At 55.8% G+C, this 17236-nt stretch carries 17 protein-coding genes; 5 read left to right on the forward strand and 12 right to left on the reverse strand.

Annotated elements, in window-relative coordinates; translation table 11 throughout:
• Positions 1–10 precede the first annotated feature (10 nt).
• From V3W49_RS09390 to V3W49_RS09400, 3 genes are all read right to left on the reverse strand, one after another.
• Positions 11–340, reverse strand: coding sequence for a copper-binding protein (locus V3W49_RS09390; protein ID WP_500145092.1), 330 nt, complete (start codon positions 338–340; stop codon positions 11–13).
• Positions 341–460: 120 nt separating this feature from the next.
• Complete coding sequence (locus V3W49_RS09395) at positions 461–862, reverse strand: hypothetical protein (protein WP_500145093.1); 402 nt, start codon at positions 860–862, stop codon at positions 461–463.
• A 184-nt stretch (positions 863–1046) separates the two neighbouring features.
• On the reverse strand, positions 1047–1619 hold the full coding sequence (locus V3W49_RS09400; RefSeq protein WP_500145094.1) for a TetR family transcriptional regulator: 573 nt from the start codon (positions 1617–1619) through the stop codon (positions 1047–1049).
• Positions 1620–1746: 127 nt separating this feature from the next.
• Between V3W49_RS09400 and V3W49_RS09405 the strand changes: the two genes are divergently transcribed.
• Positions 1747–3240, forward strand: a complete 1494-nt coding sequence (locus tag V3W49_RS09405; RefSeq protein ID WP_500145095.1) for a SmvA family efflux MFS transporter — start codon at positions 1747–1749, stop codon at positions 3238–3240.
• Here V3W49_RS09405 and V3W49_RS09410 read toward each other — a convergent pair whose 3' ends face one another.
• The 7 genes from V3W49_RS09410 to V3W49_RS09440 all read right to left on the reverse strand — a co-directional run bounded on the left by V3W49_RS09410 (position 3241) and on the right by V3W49_RS09440 (position 10888).
• The gene (locus V3W49_RS09410) at positions 3241–3786 is read right to left on the reverse strand and encodes a flavin reductase family protein (RefSeq protein ID WP_500145183.1); all 546 of its coding nucleotides are present in this window, start codon (positions 3784–3786) and stop codon (positions 3241–3243) included.
• A gap of 72 nt (positions 3787–3858) precedes the next feature.
• Positions 3859–4560 carry a GNAT family N-acetyltransferase gene (locus tag V3W49_RS09415; protein WP_500145096.1) on the reverse strand — a complete coding sequence of 234 codons (702 nt, stop codon included), beginning with the start codon at positions 4558–4560 and terminating at the stop codon, positions 3859–3861.
• A gap of 32 nt (positions 4561–4592) precedes the next feature.
• Entirely contained in the window at positions 4593–5084 is a 492-nt protein-coding gene (locus tag V3W49_RS09420; protein ID WP_500145097.1) for a YlaC family protein, read from the reverse strand.
• A 340-nt stretch (positions 5085–5424) separates the two neighbouring features.
• Positions 5425–5643, reverse strand: a complete 219-nt coding sequence (hha, locus tag V3W49_RS09425; RefSeq protein ID WP_138096046.1) for a hemolysin expression-modulating protein Hha — start codon at positions 5641–5643, stop codon at positions 5425–5427.
• A gap of 28 nt (positions 5644–5671) precedes the next feature.
• Positions 5672–6046, reverse strand: a complete 375-nt coding sequence (tomB, locus tag V3W49_RS09430; protein ID WP_500145098.1) for an Hha toxicity modulator TomB — start codon at positions 6044–6046, stop codon at positions 5672–5674.
• A gap of 467 nt (positions 6047–6513) precedes the next feature.
• Positions 6514–9666, reverse strand: a complete 3153-nt coding sequence (gene acrB / locus V3W49_RS09435; protein ID WP_500145099.1) for a multidrug efflux RND transporter permease subunit AcrB — start codon at positions 9664–9666, stop codon at positions 6514–6516.
• 22 nt (positions 9667–9688) lie between these two features.
• Positions 9689–10888, reverse strand: coding sequence for an efflux RND transporter periplasmic adaptor subunit (locus V3W49_RS09440; RefSeq protein WP_500145100.1), 1200 nt, complete (start codon positions 10886–10888; stop codon positions 9689–9691).
• Between the two features lie 143 nt (positions 10889–11031).
• On the opposite strand from V3W49_RS09440, the gene acrR reads away from it, so the two are divergent.
• Together acrR and mscK are read left to right on the forward strand one after the other, a co-directional pair.
• A complete protein-coding gene (gene acrR / locus V3W49_RS09445) occupies positions 11032–11679 on the forward strand; it encodes a multidrug efflux transporter transcriptional repressor AcrR (protein WP_500145101.1) in 648 nt (215 codons plus the stop codon).
• Positions 11680–11792: 113 nt separating this feature from the next.
• Positions 11793–15173: a mechanosensitive channel MscK gene (gene mscK / locus V3W49_RS09450; RefSeq protein WP_500145102.1), complete on the forward strand. Its 3381-nt coding sequence runs from the start codon at positions 11793–11795 to the stop codon at positions 15171–15173.
• On the opposite strand, the gene rsmS is transcribed toward mscK, so the two are convergent.
• The gene (gene rsmS / locus V3W49_RS09455; RefSeq protein ID WP_500145103.1) at positions 15165–15326 is read right to left on the reverse strand and encodes a pleiotropic regulatory protein RsmS; all 162 of its coding nucleotides are present in this window, start codon (positions 15324–15326) and stop codon (positions 15165–15167) included. The genes mscK and rsmS overlap by 9 nt on opposite strands.
• 28 nt (positions 15327–15354) lie before the next feature.
• The gene (gene priC / locus V3W49_RS09460) at positions 15355–15882 is read right to left on the reverse strand and encodes a primosomal replication protein PriC (RefSeq protein ID WP_500145104.1); all 528 of its coding nucleotides are present in this window, start codon (positions 15880–15882) and stop codon (positions 15355–15357) included.
• Between the two features lie 57 nt (positions 15883–15939).
• Here priC and V3W49_RS09465 point away from each other — a divergent pair, with 57 nt between their 5' ends.
• Positions 15940–16329 (forward strand): DUF454 family protein, encoded by a 390-nt coding sequence (locus V3W49_RS09465; RefSeq protein ID WP_500145105.1) that lies wholly within the window; start codon positions 15940–15942, stop codon positions 16327–16329.
• Positions 16330–16477: 148 nt separating this feature from the next.
• Positions 16478–17029 (forward strand): adenine phosphoribosyltransferase, encoded by a 552-nt coding sequence (apt, locus tag V3W49_RS09470; RefSeq protein WP_500145106.1) that lies wholly within the window; start codon positions 16478–16480, stop codon positions 17027–17029.
• Positions 17030–17236 lie beyond the last annotated feature (207 nt).

Genomic DNA, 17236 nt, shown 5'->3' on the forward strand with positions numbered 1-17236 from the left:
CCTCCGGCGATTACTGTGCGCTGGCAGAGACCAGGGCGTAGCCGGATTCCGTCTGGCGGAAGGTGAATCTAATCTGCTGCCCCGGGGCGAGCGGTTTGCCCTGGTAGCCATCGAGTTCGAAGCTCATGGTCATAGCGGGCCAGTTAAGCTGGGGAATGGGGCGGTGAGCGATAGAGACCGATGTCGGGGACCAGGATTTGATAGTCCCGCTGGTGCTCCAGGTGTGCTCGCTCTGGCTGGAGTGATGCATTCCCGCCATTGCGTTGTTACCCATGGCGCTAAATACACTGGCGGAAAGGCTAAGCAGGGCGGTAGTCAGAATAAAATAAAAAATACGCATGATAGAAATCTCCGTCTTCCCGTTATATTTCGAAGGGCGCGCGGAAACCGCCCGAAATATTCAGGAGTTAAAAACAATAATCGTGAACCACAAAGGTCGTTATTTATTTCTGACGGATTTCTATTCCCGGAAACGGCAAAAGCGTATTTCAGCGGGAGGGCCGGTAACGGGCGGTTGATACCACTGCGCCTGTTCGATACAGGGCGTTTGCTCGCTGGCGACAGGCAGCAGGGTAGCGTCGACGGGCAGGGCCGTAAGCTGCAACGAAGGCGAGCCGGTTTGCGCGCTGTCCGGGTTGCAGTGCTTTTCACACAGCATCTTCTGGGCTACGGCGTGCTGCATACCGGGCATTTGCGCGTGCGAGGCGTTCTGCGGGGCGGTGATGTCCGGCTGCGGCGTGTGATGGGCGGCCAGCGCCAGTTGCATATTCAGCAGCAGCCAGCAGGCAACCACGAATCCCGCCCGGATGCGAAACCGGCGTCGAATTAGCGGTTGAAAGAGTGACTGAATACGCTGTCGCATTATTGCCATGTCCATAGCGAAAAGTGAATAAATTAAACCATAAATTTTAGGCAAATAGCTACCGGAAAATAGAATAACGGAAAGAGGCCCGTTAATTTAAAAAATTATCTCTATTTTTTCACAAATAAATAACGAATATTATCGGAAGGAAAGCGGCCTTATTCCAGGCTAACGGAAAGCCGCGTTATCCTCCCGTTTCGCTATCAATCACGCGCCGCATATGTTCTACCAGGCTTTGGGCGGTCATTTCCGGTAGGTCGAGCGCGATAAGGCCGTCCATGCCGCACAACAGGGCGATAAGCCGCCAGGCGATGGCCTCCGGTCGATCTTTCAGCCGGAAATGCCCCTGTAGCGCACCGTGATGCAGAATTTTTGTTGTCTCTTCGTGCCACAGGGCGGTAGCGGCGGCAAGTGCCTGGCGGAGGGGGAGATCCTGTTCCGCCAGAACCTGTGCTTCGCGCCACAGGCGCAGATAGGGGTCGTTGAGAGCGGTGTCGGCGCCCAGCATAGCCCAGAGCCGCTCGTTCCAGGTGCCGTCGGTGGCGGCGTCACTCAGGGAGTTACGCACCAGCGTCAGGAAGGCTTCGGCCTTAAGCGCTGAAGCTGAGGTGAAGTGATGGTGCACCTGGCCGGCGGCGATACCCGCTTCACTGGCGATACGTCTTACCGTCATTGCCCCAAAGCCTTCGCTCAGAGCCAGGCTCATCGCCGCCTTCAGGATGGTTTCGCGTCGCGCTTCGCGTTTCAGGTAGGACATCGTTTTTCTCTTAATGACTGGGCTGCGCCGCAGTTTAACAAAAAAACTGGACACTCGTTCAATTTTCAGTGAGGATCGAAAATGGACAGTTGTCCAGCTTTTTAAAGTTGTTTAAAGAGAGTAAGTTATGCAACGTCAGTGGGGAGTACTGGGCATTATTATTCTGGCCTACGTGCCGGTGGCTATCGATGCCACCGTGTTGCACGTGGCGGCGCCGTCGCTCAGCGTGGCGCTACAGGCAACGGGCAGCGAGCTGCTATGGATTATCGATATCTATTCGCTGGTGATGGCGGGGATGGTGCTGCCGATGGGAGCGCTGGGGGATCGCATTGGTTTCCGACGCCTGATGCTGGCAGGCAGCATGCTGTTTGGGCTGGGCTCGCTGGCGGCGGCTTATGCGCCGGATGCCCGACTGCTGATTGCCGCCCGGGCGCTGCTGGCGGTGGGCGCGGCGATGATTCTGCCGGCCACCCTGGCGGGCATTCGCACCACCTTTAACGATACCGGACAGCGTAACGTCGCGCTGGGTATCTGGGCGGCGGTCGGCTCCGGCGGCGCCGCGTTTGGGCCGCTGGTCGGCGGCATGGTGCTGACGCATTTCTCCTGGGGCGCGGTCTTTTTAATCAATATTCCCATTGTGGCTCTGGTGCTGCTGTTGACCTGGCGTTGGGTACCGCATCAGGCCTTCCGTTCCCAACAGAAACTGAACCTGCCACAGGCTGTCATGCTGGTGGTGGCGATTCTGGGCGTGGTCTGGTCGGTGAAAAGCGCAATGAAGCCCGATATCGCCGCGCTGCAAACGCTGGGCATCCTTATTCCGGCGCTGTTGCTGCTGGCCTGGTTTGTTCGCATCCAGCGAAATTCGCCATCGCCGATGATCGATATCGCGCTGTTTCGTCACCGGGTGATTCTGACCGGCGTGGTGATGGCGGTGACCTCCATGGTGGCGCTGGTGGGCTTTGAGCTGTTAATGGCCCAGGAACTGCAGTTTGTGCATGGCCGTACGCCGCTCCAGGCCGCGCTGTTTATGCTACCGGTGATGTTGGCCAGCAGTTGCAGCGGCCCGCTGGCGGGAATGCTGGTTTCCCGGTTGGGGCTACGCAGGGTCGCTACCGTCGGTATGGCGCTGAGCGGGATAAGTTTCCTGGGGTTGGCCAATGCCGATTTTCACCATCAGCAATGGCTGGTGTGGAGCTGGATGGCGCTGCTGGGCGTCAGTGCGACCATCGCGCTGCTTTCCGCCACTTCGGCTATTATGTCGGCCACGCCGAAAGAGAAAGCGGCTGCGGCAGGGGCGATTGAAACTATGGCCTACGAACTGGGCGCTGGTCTGGGCATTGCGCTGTTTGGGCTGGTACTGGCCCGCAGCTACAACGCCGTCATCGCGCTGCCGTCGGGGTTGAGCAGGGACGAACAGATCCGTGCCGCATCGTCCATCGGCGAAGCGGTACAGGTGGCTGCGGGGCTGGCGCCAGGGCGCGGTCTGGCGGTGATGGAGGCCGCCTCTCGGGCCTTTACCCATTCTCACAGCGTGGTGCTGCTTTCCGCCTGTGTGATTTTGCTGGTGTTGTCAGTCGCCGTCTGGATCGCGCTAAGCGGCCTGAAGCGCGAACGTAGCTAGTCAGGAAACTTTGGTAAACCAGCGGCTCAGATCGCGCAGCGGGCCGTCGCCGCGAAACTGTCCGCCGCCTGCGTAGTGCAGGGTGGCGGGCCACGAAGGCTCCCGACACACCCGGGCTTCGAGCACCTCGAATATAAAAAAGTTATAGTCGCTTACCAGACTGTCGTCGTAGAGCCGGCATTCGAAGCTGGCGTAGCATTCGGCAATGGCTGGCGCCCTCACCTTAACGCCCGGCTCCGGGGTTAATCCAAAACGGTCGAATTTATCCACCTGCGCGCCGCTGCAATTACCGATTTGCGCAATGGTATCGTCCAGCGTTTCAGTGGGCAGATTCAGCACGCATTCCTCGCTATGCAGCACCATATCGAAGCTGTGATTGCCGGCGGAAATCATGCAGCCCACCAGAGAAGGCGTAAACGCCATGATGGTATGCCAGCCCAGGGTCATAATGTTATTTTTCCCTTGCCAGCGGGAGCTGACCAGTAATACCGGGCCAGGCTCCAGCCAGCGTCGCACGTCGCTGACAGGCCAGGTTGTTTTGTTCATCATCCGCCTCTCCTGGTTAGAAAACCCTGATAGAGGAAGCGTAGAAGAAAAGCGGCCCTTGTGCTTTGTGGCTCAAGACCGGCGCAGTTCGGCCAGAGGCTGGCGTTGTATACCCCGTTGGTCGAAATTGGCGGGCGACAGCCAGCGCTGCAATGCGGCGTTAAGGCACGGCCATTCGCTATCGATAATGGAATACCATGCGGTGTCTCTGTTGCGTCCTTTATAGACCAGCGCCTGACGGAAAATGCCTTCGAACTGAAACCCCAGGCGCTGCGCCGCGCGGCGTGAAGGGGCATTCAGGCTATCGCACTTCCATTCATAGCGGCGATAGCCCAGTTTGTCGAAGGCATAACGCATCAGCAGCCAGTGGGCTTCGGTTGATAGCGGGCTGCGCTGCATGAGCGCAGAGAAGTGTACGTGGCCGACTTCCATCACGCCATGCTGCGGCACAATACGCATTAGTGCCAGCATACCGACCGGGCTTTGGCTGGCGTTATCGATCACGGTGAAGTGGAGCGGATCGCTGGACGATGCGGCTTCCGCCAGCTGACGGGCAAACGCCCCGACATCGCGTGGAGGCTCCAGAGGAAGCCAGGTCCAGTGACGGTCATCTTTGGCCTGCGAGAAGGCGCTATAGAGCGCGGGTGCATGTTCCAGCTGTAGCGGAGTCAGTTGGCACCAGGTTCCTTTCAGCGTTCGGCGCCGGGGGGTAGGGCGGGGTTGCCAGTCGGGCAGGCTGTCGCCCACCGGCTGGCCCCAGATATTTAGCGGCATGGCGTTCTCCTGGCGGGGCATGCCGCACGGTGTTACGCAGGTGCGGCCACGACTTTTTGGACTGCGCTGGCGTGTTCCAGCGACCAGATATCATAAAAAGAGATTTCTCCCTTCGAGGCAACCATTTTGCGCAATAGCGCTTTTTGTTGTGCAGTGACCCGGGGGGAGTTCAGGATGCTATCGATTAACGAAGTCGGGGCCGAACGGGTGTTGTACCACTCGCCGTTATAGCAGACACGCAGATCCAGAACGTCGATATCGCTGTAGTGATAGCGGGGATTCACATCAAAGAAGAAAAAACCGTTCAGCAAAACGAACAGGACGACCAGCAACCAGACAGAATCGGCCAGGGTAGGGGACAGCAGCATGACCGTCAGCGTGGCGAACCAGCCGAGGTACATAGTGATAAACAGCCAGGGGTGATTACGGATAAAACTGATACTGAGCCGCGGACGGTTGTCACGCTTCTCCCGATGATTGATCTGTTCAATGGTGGCGGTCAGCAGGCGCTGTATTTCACTCATAGAGGACCTTTTGATAATACGCGACGCGCGCAAGGGCGATGCGCTTATGGTAGAAGGCCCTGCCGTTGATAAAAAGTAACAGTTGCGCAGCGAAAAGTAATAACAGTCGTTCATGTTATCTTACCTTCCGGCGGATCCATCCTGTGCCAACATCGGGAATAACGATGATAATTCTTAATTTAGTCTTAAGCCTTATTGTTATCAGGTATAACTCTTATTTTAGATTCTTACCCGGGGCTTTTTTTCTCCTGAAAATACGCACAGTAAAGCATCAACCGGCAACCAAACGGCGCTGGTGCTTAGGCTTTCACTTATTAGTTAAGGCTGAGGAGTCGTTGCGTTATCGGACAAATTTCCACACAGACGTCGGGATTTTATCGTAGAGTTTGTTCATGGTAAGTTCCGCCAGACGGTGGTCTGCGGCTGAATAAAATACCGCCAGTTCATGGTCTGATAATTCATATTTATTTTTTTCAATAACGCGCTCAAGCGTATCGATGGTCTGACAGCGGCGCAGACGCATCAGATAGTCTGTCTTAGTTAAGGGCTTAGTTGTCATGAAATCACCTCAAGTGCTTCTAAAATTATTAAAATGAAAGGCTTACCGGATGGGCTTTGCTTTCATTGACGAAACACCGGAACAAGCGATTGCTGGATTTGTACCATTGCTGCAAATCCTGTGCATTAATGCCGTAGTTGCTAAACAACATGAAGGTATCGTCCAGGTATTCGTCTATTTGTTGGGTCAACTTACTCTCATCTTCATACTTAATCTTGTAATTAAGTGCGAAGGTTGCTATGTGCTCAATCAAATCATTCAACTGCAGGTTGACGGTGGAGGTTGGATCATTAACCCAGCCGGGAGTGCCATCGTCGAGCCTTGTCAGGCAGTCATGATACAGATTTTCGCAGAGATATTTTAGCTGCGCTATATCATGCCGCTTCGGTGAGTATTCGTCCATATGCTATCCCCTTTTATCGTATAAATCTGATAAAGGATCCGGTAAAGAGCACCGTCATAATGTGGAGATTTAACGCACATTTTCAACTACTGATAAATTATAAATCAGTATTTGAGAATTTTCCCTACGATATTACGAAAAATTACAATCAGACAGCGAAGCAGCTTATTAATGATTTTACCTCTAACCTTCCAGTCTGTGAATAGCTGTTTTCATAATTGGCGATTTATCAATGTTTTCAGTATGTTGGCCTGTTTGTTGATTGAGGGCAAATTTTGCAAAAACGACGTGTGGTTAGAAAATGACAATAAGGTAACTATGATTAATCTGTAAAATTAATTTAATTTAACAATAACGGATGTGGATGATTGAAGCGGCGAAATAAAATTTGATCTACCAGAGAGGTTGCTGGCGGCAGGCATAAAAAAGGCCGCTTGCGCGGCCTTTTTTCACTACCCTTGTCAGGGTTATACGTCGTTTTCGGAATTCTTCTGCTGCCCGGTTTCTTCAACCTTCTTACCGAAGCGGCGGCGTACCACCACGAAGAATACCGGAACGAAGAAGATAGCCAGTACGGTCGCGGTAATCATACCGCCCATTACGCCGGTACCTACCGCGTTCTGGGAACCTGAACCTGCGCCTGTGCTGATAGCCAGCGGCAGTACCCCGAGGATAAAGGCCAGTGAGGTCATCAGAATGGGGCGCAGACGCATACGTACCGCCTCCAGCGTGGCCTCGATAAGTCCTTTGCCCTCTTTTTCCATCAGATCCTTGGCGAATTCTACGATAAGTATCGCGTTCTTCGCCGACAGGCCGATGGTAGTCAACAGACCTACCTGGAAGTACACGTCGTTGGTCAGGCCGCGCATGGTGGCGGCCAGCAGCGCGCCGACAACCCCCAGCGGAACGACCAGCATAACCGAGAACGGAATCGACCAGCTCTCGTACAGTGCCGCCAGACACAGGAACACCACAATCAGCGAGATGGCATACAGCGCCGGCGCCTGGTTGCCGGAGAGTCGCTCCTGATAGGAGAGACCGGTCCAGTCATAGCCCACGCCGGTCGGCAGTTTGCTGGCCAGCTGTTCCATCAGCGTCATGGCTTCACCGGTACTCTTACCCTGAACTGCTTCACCCAGGATCTCCATGGAAGGCAGACCGTTGTAACGTTCCAGACGCGGCGAGCCATACTGCCAGTGGCCGGTCGCGAAGGCGTTGAACGGCACCATCTGACCGTTGGAACCGCGGACATACCACTTACTGATATCGCTGGGCAGCATACGGGAAGAGGCTTCGCCCATGATGTAAACCTTCTTCACACGACCTCGGTCGATGAAGTCGTTGACGTAGCTACTTCCCCAGCCGGCGCCCAGGGTGGTATTGATATCGCTGATGGAGACGCCCAGAGATTCGGCTTTCTCCTGATCGATTTCAATCTTGTACTGCGGCGTATCTTCCAGACCGTTAGGACGCACAGAGGTCAGAACATCCGGATGCTGGGCCACCATACCTAATAGCTGGTTACGGGCCTGCATGAGCGCGTCGTGTCCCAGTCCGCCCTGGTCTATCAACTCGAAGTCGAAGCCGGTTGCGGTACCCAGTTCCACGATCGCCGGCAGGTTAAAGGCGAACACCATCGCGTCTTTAATCTGCGAGAAGGCTCCCATGGCCCGGCCGGTAATGGCGGTAACCTTGTTTTCCGCGCCCTGACGTTCATCCCAGTCTTTCAGACTGACGAAGGCCAGACCGGTGTTCTGGCCACGGCCCGCAAAGCCAAAGCCGTTAACCGTAAAGACGGAATTAACGTTCGCTTTCTCTTTAGTCAGGAAGTAGTCGGTCACCCGATCCATGATCTTCTGGGTTCTTTCCTGGGAGGCGCCAGCAGGCAACTGAACCTGTACCAGGAATACCCCCTGATCCTCTTCCGGCAGGAAGGAGCTTGGCAGGCGCAGGAACAGCCAGGCCATGCCCACCACAATCAGCACGTACAGCAGCAGATAGCGGCCGGTGCTACGCAGGATGCTGCCTACGCTGTCGGTGTAGTGGTGCGTGCTCTTATCGAACATGCGGTTGAACCAGCCGAAGAAGCCTGTTTTGCCTTCTCCGTGATCGCCTTTTTTCACCGGTTTCAGCAGGGTGGCACACAGCGCTGGCGTCAGGATCATCGCCACCAGTACCGACAGCACCATCGCTGAGACGATAGTGATGGAGAACTGGCGATAGATAGCCCCGGTTGCGCCGCCGAAGAAGGCCATCGGGATAAATACCGCCGACAGTACCATCGCAATACCGACCAGAGCCCCCTGGATCTGGCCCATCGATTTGCGGGTGGCCTCCCTGGGAGGGAGTCCTTCCTCCACCATGACACGCTCGACGTTTTCGACCACCACGATGGCGTCATCCACCAACAGCCCTATCGCAAGAACCATGGCGAACATCGTTAGCGTGTTTATCGAGTAGCCGAAGGCGGCAAGGACGGCGAATGTCCCCAGGAGTACGACCGGCACTGCGATAGTTGGAATCAGCGTAGCACGGAAGTTCTGCAGGAACAGGTACATCACCAGGAAGACCAGCACAATGGCTTCCACCAGGGTTTTCACCACTTCGAAGATAGAGATCTTAACGAACGGCGTGGTGTCGTACGGGTAGACCACTTCCAGACCATCCGGGAAGAAGGGCTTCAGTTTTTCTACCTGAGCACGCACTGCGGCGGCGGTATCCAGCGCGTTAGCGCCGGTCGCCAGTTTAATCCCAAGGCCGGAAGCCGGGTGTCCGTTAAAGCGCGCGATAACGTCGTAGTTTTCGCCGCCCAGTTCAATCTTCGCCACGTCACGCAGACGAACCTGGGAACCATCCTGATTCACTTTCAGCAGGATTTTGCCAAATTCATCCGTAGAGGTCAGACGGGTCTGAGCGATGATGGAGGCGTTAAGCTGCTGACCTTTGGCCGGCGGCGTGCCGCCTAGCTGACCTGCGGCGACCTGGGCGTTCTGGGCTTTAATGGCCGTGGCCACGTCGCCTGGGGTCAGGGAGTAGTTAGTCAGTTTGTCCGGATCCAGCCAGATACGCATGGCGTACTGGGAACCAAACAGCTGAACGTCGCCCACCCCTGAAGTACGGCTGACCGGGTCTTTGATATTAGAGCCGACGTAGTCCGCGATATCTTCCTGCGTCATGCTGCCGTCGGTGTTGATAAAGCCAAGCACCATCAGGAAGCTACTGGAGGATTTTTTCACGTTGATACCCTGCTGCTGCACTTCCTGCGGCAGCAGCGGCATCGCCAGCTGCAGTTTGTTCTGCACCTGTACCTGGGCGATATCCGCGTCGGTACCGGTCTCAAAGGTCAGCGTAATCTCAACGGTACCGGACGAATCACTGGTGGAGGACATATACATCAGGTTATCGATACCGTTCATATTCTGTTCGATAACCTGAGTCACGGTGTCCTGCACCGTTTTCGCATCAGCCCCCGGGTAGGTGGCCGTAACGGTGACAGCCGGCGGCGCAATCGTCGGGTATTGCGCAACGGGAAGCTTAAGTATTGAAAGCAACCCTGCCAGCATGATGATGATCGCGATAACCCACGCAAAGATGGGGCGATCGATAAAAAACTTAGCCATGCCTTAACGGCTCCTGTTTTTGTTAAGACTGTTTCTGTTCGGACTGAGCTGCTGCGCCCTGCTGTTGCGCGTTGGCATCGCCGGATTTGGCTTCTTCAGGCTTAACCGTGGCGCCGGGCTTAATCTTCTGCAGTCCGGAGACGATCACTTTGTCTCCGCTCTTCAGCCCGTCAGTGACCAGCCATTTATCGCCAATGGCCTGACTGGCAGTGACTTTGCGCATTTCGACTTTATTGTCCTTGCCAACCACCATCGCGGTAGCGTCGCCGCGCGGCGTGCGGGCGATACCCTGCTGGGGCACCAGCAGTGCGTCAGGATTGGTGCCTTCTTCCAGCGTCGCACGGACATACATACCCGGCAGTAGCGTATGGTCGGGGTTCGGGAAGATGGCGCGCAGCGTGATAGAGCCGGTGGTCTGATCGACGGTGACGTCCGAGAATTCCAGCGTGCCGGTCTGGTTGTACTGAACGCCGTTGGCGGTGCTCAGCGTCACTTTCGCCTTACCGTTTTCCTGCTTAAGGGTGCCGTTAGCCAGCTCCTGTTTCAGACGCAGAAAATCGTTACTGGACTGGGTGACATCCACATAGATGGGATCCAACTGGGTCACGGTCGCCATCGCAGTTGTCTGGCCGGTTTGCACCAGCGCACCTTCGGTGACGGCGGATTTGCTGATACGTCCACTGATCGGCGAGGTTACCTTGGTGTAGGCGAGGTTAATGCGAGCAGTTTCCACGGCGGCTTTGGCGGCAACGACCGCTGCGTCGGCCTGTTTGGCTTCGGCGGCGGCGTTATCGTAGTCCTGTTGGCTCACATAATGAGTGCCCAGCAGTTTCCGGTAGCGATTCACCGTCAGGCGTGCCATATGGGCGCTGGCTTCGGCTTTCGCCAGATCGCCTTTAGCGCTATCCCACGAAGCCTGATAGGTCGCGGGATCGATCTGGTAAAGTGAAACACCGGCTTTAACGTCGCTTCCTTCGATAAAATTACGTTTCAGGATAATGCCACTGACCTGAGGACGTACTTCCGCAACGCGGTAAGGGCTGGTGCGTCCGGGAAGTTCAGTTTTTATCTGAAGAGGTTCGCTTTGCAGCGTCACAACGTCCACAGGTATCGCCTGAGCCGATTGCTGCTGGGACTGATCGTCATTACATCCTGTAAGCGCTAAACCGCCTGAGAGCATCAGAACGACCGCCAGAGGCGACAACCCTCTGTTTTTGTTCATAGGTAAACCTCGAGTGTCCGATTTCAAAATTTGATCAATGGTCAAAAGTCCATAAACCCATTGCTGCGTTTATATTATCGTCGTGCTATGGTACATACATTCACAAATGTATGTAAATCTGACTCCTGTAAATCCCTTAACCGATGGCACGAAAAACCAAACAGCAGGCGCAGGAGACGCGCCAGCACATTCTTGACGTGGCGCTGCGCCTTTTTTCCGAACAGGGCGTTTCGGCCACTTCGCTCGCTGATATTGCGAAGGCGGCAGGCGTAACGCGCGGCGCCATCTACTGGCATTTTCGCAATAAATCCGATCTGTTCAATGAAATATGGGAGCTTTCGGAATCCAGTATTGGGGATTTAGAGATTGAGTATCGGGCAAAATTTCCCGACGATCCACTTTCAGCGCTCAGAGAGCTTTTGATTTACATTCTGGAAACCACGGTAACGGAAGAGCGCCGACGCCTGATGATGGAGATTATTTTCCATAAATGCGAGTTTGTCGGTGAAATGATGAGCGTACAACAGGCCCAGCGCAGTCTCTATATGGAAGGTTACGATCGCATCGAAGCCAGCCTGAAACGCTGTAGCGATGCCGGCATGCTGCCCGCTACCCTGCAAACCCGCCGCGCCGCGGTGCTGATGCGCTGCTATATTACCGGTATTATGGAAAGCTGGCTATTCGCGCCGGATACCTTCGATCTACGGCGTGAAGCCCGGGAATATGTGGCGATTCTGATTGAAATGTTCCAGCTCTGCCCGAGCCTGCGCCAGGTCGCCAGCGAAAACTAGCTTACGGCCGCCAGGCGGCGGATTAAGAGCATGTCGCTATTTCCGGATTAAAAGGCGTGCTATTCTGCGTCACATCAAAGCTATTGCTTCAGTACATTCTCATCCGGATGATTATGCAGCACGCGACCAGTCGGCGGAAATTCACATCCGCTTTCATTATTACTCTGATATTTATTCTGTTCAGTGGCCTGTTGCCGCTGAACCAGGCGTATGCGCAGTCTAATGGCGATCTACCCTCCCGCAGCGAGATTCAGAATCAGCTTGATGCGCTAGACAAACAGAAAAGCCTGTCGTCCCGGGATAAGCTGGCCCAGCAGGACTTGACTCAGACTCAGGAGATGCTGGAAAAGCTCAAGCGCGTAAAAGAAGAGAGCGGCGATCTTAATAAGCAGATTGAGCAGGCGCCAGTCAAAATGCGTGAGGCGACCCGCAAACTCGAAGCGCTTCGCAAACCGCAGGATGATGCCGCCATCAGCAAACAGCTGGCGCGCCTGAGTCTGCGTCAGCTGGAAGAGCGACTGGGCACGGCACTTGAAGATCTCCAGAACGCCCAGAGCGACCTCTCTACCTTTAACAGCCAACTGGTATCGCTGCAAACCCAGCCTGAGCGGGTGCAGAATGCCATGTCCAACGCCACTCGCCAGCTTCAGCAGGTTCGTAACCGCCTGAGCGGTACCGCGGCAGGGGATACCGCGCTGCGCCCCACCCAACAGTCGCTATTACTGACCCAGCAGGCGCTGCTTAACGCGCAGATAGAGCAGCAGCGCAAAAGCCTGGAAGGTAACACTGCGCTGCAGGATTCGCTGCAAAAGCAGAAGGATTACACCACCGCATACATCAGTCAGCTGGAACATCAACTGAAGCTATTGCAGTCGGCGGTGAACAACAAGCGCCTGACCCTGACGGAACGCACCGCCCGCGAAGCGGTAACCCCGGAAGAGGCCAGCAATATCCAGAAAAACCCGCTGGTAAAGCAGGAGCTGGATCTCAACCATCAGATCAGCCAGCGCCTGATCGACGCCACTCAGAACGGTAACGATCTGGTACAGCGCAATATTCAGGTCAAAACCTGGCTGGATCGAGCATTGCAGTCGGAACGAAACCTGAAAGAGCAGATCGCCGTGCTGAAGGGGAGCCTGCTGCTGTCGCGTATCCTCTATCAGCAGCAGCAGACGCTGCCGTCGGCGGATCAACTGGAAGATATGACCAATCGCATCGCCGACCTGCGCCTGGAGCAGTTCGACATCAATCAGCAGCGGGATGCGTTATTTCAGCGCGAGGCTTTTGTCGATCGGCTGATTCAACCTGGGAAGGATAAGGAAAAGGCACAGGCCGATGACGAGGTACGCGACGCACTGCTGGAAGTGGTGGATATGCGGCGTGAATTGCTCGATCAGCTTAACAAACAGCTGGGCAACCAGTTGATGCTGGCGATTAATCTGCAGATGAACCAGCAGCAGTTGATGAACGCCAGCGGCAACCTGCAAAAAATTCTGACCCAGCAGATCTTCTGGGTAACCTCTAACAAGCCGATGGACTGGGAGTGGTTCAAAGCTTTCCCCCAGGCATTGAAAGACCAGATTGCAGGGATGAAGGATCTCTTCAGCCATGGCAAAGCGTCGCCGGCTTTGGGAATGGGACTGATTCTGGCGCTGCCGCTGTTGCTGGTGGCGGGACTGGTGCGCTGGCGTTTCCGCTGGCTTAAAGAACGACTGAAAACACTGTCGGACGATGTGGGGCAGTTGCGTAAAGACAGCCAGCTTCATACCCCGATGGCGCTGCTGATTAATCTGGTGCGCACGCTACCGGTGTCATTGCTGATTCTGGGGATCGGCATGCTGTTACTGTGTATGCGCTTTACCTCCAGCGATCTGATGTGGGATATCGCCAAAGAGCTGGCGCTGTTCTGGACGATTTTCGGTCTGAGCTGGCGGGTGCTGGAAAAAGAGGGCGTTGCGGTACGCCACTTTATGATTTCGCCGATGAAAAGCCGCCACTATCGGCGCCAGATGGTGCGAATCAGCCTGGCGCTGCTGCCGCTGTTGGTCTGGGCGGTGATTGGCGGCCATTCGCCGCTGCACCTGATGAACGATGTGCTGGGCCAGTTCGTTATTTTCCTGAACCAGCTGCTGCTGGCCGGTCTGATGCTGCCGATGTGGCGCGACGCCTGGCGCGATAAAGAGTCCCACACCATTCGCCTGGTGGTGATCACCATCCTGCTGCTGGTGCCCATTGGCTTACTGGTGCTGACGGCGACCGGTTACTTCTATACCACGCTGCGCCTGGCGCACCGTTGGGTCGATACCGTCTACCTGGTGATCGTCTGGAACCTGCTGTACCAGACGGTGTTACGCGGTCTGAGCGTGGCGGCGCGGCGTATCGCCTGGCGCCGGGCCCTGGCGCGTCGCGAAGCGATGGCCAAAGAGGGCGAAGAGGGGGCGGAAACCGTGGTGGAAGAAGAGCCGCCGCTCGGGCTGGATCAGGTCAATCAGCAGACGCTGCGCCTGACCACGCTTGCGATGTTCGTCCTGTTCGGACTGGTATTCTGGGCAATCTGGTCTGATTTGATTACGGTCTTTACCTATCTGGACAGCATTGTGCTGTGGGAGTACAGCTCCGGTAGCGGCGGGGCGGCGGTGACGAAAAGCGTCACCATGGGTAGTATGCTGATAGCGCTGCTCTCTTTTATGCTGGCCTGGATATTGATCCGCAACCTGCCGGGGTTGCTGGAGGTGTTGATACTTTCCCGGCTGAAGATGCGTCAGGGCTCCTCTTACGCCATCACCACTATTCTCAACTATGTGATTATTGCCACCGGCGCCATTGCCGTGCTGGGCTCGCTGGGTATCTCCTGGGATAAACTCCAGTGGATGGCTGCCGGTCTGTCGGTTGGCCTGGGTTTCGGGCTGCAGGAAGTGTTCGGTAACTTTATCGCTGGCCTGATGATCCTGTTTGAACGCCCGGTGCGTATTGGCGATACCATTACTATTGGCACTTATTCGGGAACGGTCAGTAAGATTCGCATTCGCGCCACTACGCTTACCGACTTTGACCATAAAGAGATAATCGTGCCCAATAAGGCCTTTGTCACCGAGCGGCTGATCAACTGGTCGCTGAGCGACACCGTAACTCGCGTGGTGGTGAAGCTGGGCGTGGCCTATGGATCCGATCTCGAAAAGGTGAAGAAGATCCTCTACCGGGCCGCGACCGATCATCCCAAAGTGATGCACGATCCGGCGCCAGAGGTTTTCTTCCTGGCCTTCGGTCAGAGTTCGCTGGATCACGAACTGCGTTTCTATGTACGCACCCTGGCGGATCGTAACGCCACCCTTGACGAGGTAAACCGCGCCATTGAACAGCTGTGCCGTGAACACGAGATCGACGTGGCCTTTAACCGTCTTGAGGTGCATATGCTCAACGACAAGGGCGATGAGCAGACCGTGGTGAAACGCGGCGACGGCACCGATGAAGAAGGGGAAGCGCCGTCAGTCTGATTCAGACGGTGTTTGAGCCTGCTTGCGTAAAAAATCCTGACGCACAATTTCCAGCGCCGCCAGTGCGGTGTGGGTCGGGATTTGGTGCTGCTCCAGCAGCATAATCAGATCGACGGCCAGTTTGACTTCGTCTGGGGCCTGTTCCAGCGACATAGGCGTTCTCCGGGTTGCGGTTAAGGGGCTAGCGCAGCTTCCTTTGAGCGCTTCCCGAAATCGTGGCCAGGGCTGTCCGGCAGCGCTCCAGCCGACCTTCCAGGGCTTCCAGCTCGCGTACCAGCCGCTGCTGGCCAGCCAGGGTTTGCTCCCGTGACAGCTGCGCTTTTCGTTCGGCCTTCATCGCCAGCAGACGTCGTTCATAATCCTGGTGGCGATGCAGCCGGGCGCTCAGTTTGCCGGTACTGCTGCGGGTGTCATCATAGCGGCGAAGCGTCCAGGTGGCGGATTCGCGAGTCAGCGCCGCCATCTGATTCGTCAGCCGCTCCGCCAGCCAGGCGCTGCGCGCTTCGTCCTGACGGGATACCGCCTGAGCCAGATGGCGGTAGTTGTTCTCCAGCTCCGCCAGGTAGTCCCCCAGCAGGGTGCCGCGGCAGCTGAACAGCTTCACATCGAAACGCGGCATTAAACTCATATGACCGGCCAGCGGTGCCAGCTCTGCCCTTAACTGCACGATGCGAGCTTCCAGCGATTGCAGTAATTGAGGGGTGTTCATCTTCTCTCCGCGAATCATCCACTGTTACACTTAAAGGCACTATCCGTGGAAAGCGATATGCCAAAAATCATTCTAACCTTCATTGGCTGGGTGGCGGTAGTACTGGCGACCCTGGGCGTGGTGCTGCCGCTGCTGCCGACCACGCCGTTCTTGCTGCTGGCGGCCTGGTGCTTTGCCCGTTCATCGCCGCGCTTTCACTACTGGCTGCTTTACCGTTCGTGGTTCGGCGGCTATCTGCGCTTCTGGCAGCAGTATCGTGCCATGCCGCGGGGCGCTAAACCTCGTGCGGCTTTGCTTATTATGATTACCTTTGCGATTTCGCTGTGGCTGGTCAAACTTACCTGGGCGCGGCTGTTTCTGCTGGCGGGGCTGATGGGGTTACTGGTTATGCTGTGGCGGGTGCCGGTTGTGGATCCGGCAGTTGATAAGGAACAACAAAAGCCGTAAACGACGGCCCTTGCGGTTGCAATTATAGCCCGCAGCCAGTAAATTCTGGCGTCTTCGAGCGCGGCACGCAGGTTAATAAACAGACAACGGAGCAGCAATACGCTCCTGGCGTGCCGTGAGTAACACCGTATTTATCAGGCATTTAATTATGACCGCGACTGCGCAGCAGCTTGACTATCTAAAAAACAGTATTAAAAGCGTTCAGGATTATCCGAAGCCGGGAATTCTGTTCCGTGACGTGACCAGCCTGCTGGAAGACCCCCAGGCCTATGCGTTGAGCATCGACCTGCTGGTGGCGCGTTACAAAGCGGCCGGCATCACCAAAGTGGTGGGAACCGAGGCCCGCGGCTTTCTGTTCGGCGCGCCGGTCGCCCTGGGTCTGGGCGTAGGTTTTGTACCGGTGCGCAAGCCGGGCAAGCTGCCGCGCGAGACTATTAGCGAAAGCTATGAGCTGGAGTACGGCACCGACAAACTGGAGATCCACGTCGATGCTATCGCCCCGCAGGACAAGGTACTGGTGGTGGACGATCTGCTGGCGACCGGTGGCACTATTGAAGCGACCGTGAAGCTGATTCGTCGTCTGGGCGGCGAAGTGACGGATGCCGCCTTTATTATTAATCTGTTCGATCTGGGCGGCGAGCAGCGCCTTTCGAACATGGGCGTTGCGAGTTACAGCCTGGTGCCTTTCCCGGGCCACTAACTTACCTTTCCCGTCAGGCTATTTTACTTGCCATTTTGAATCCGGGCAGTGCTCGAAATCCTCTCGTACTTTGAGTAGGCTCCGGTTCTTCTGCGCTGGCCGTCTTCAAACTGCCTGCGGCAATAGCGCCTGATGGAAAAGGTATTGATTGCTTATCAGGCAGCCTCGCCCAAATGGGTGGGGCTGTGTTAGCATTATCCCCCTGAA

The sequence above is a fragment of the Rosenbergiella sp. YN46 genome (assembly GCF_036620675.1).
GTDB lineage: Bacteria > Pseudomonadota > Gammaproteobacteria > Enterobacterales > Enterobacteriaceae > Jejubacter.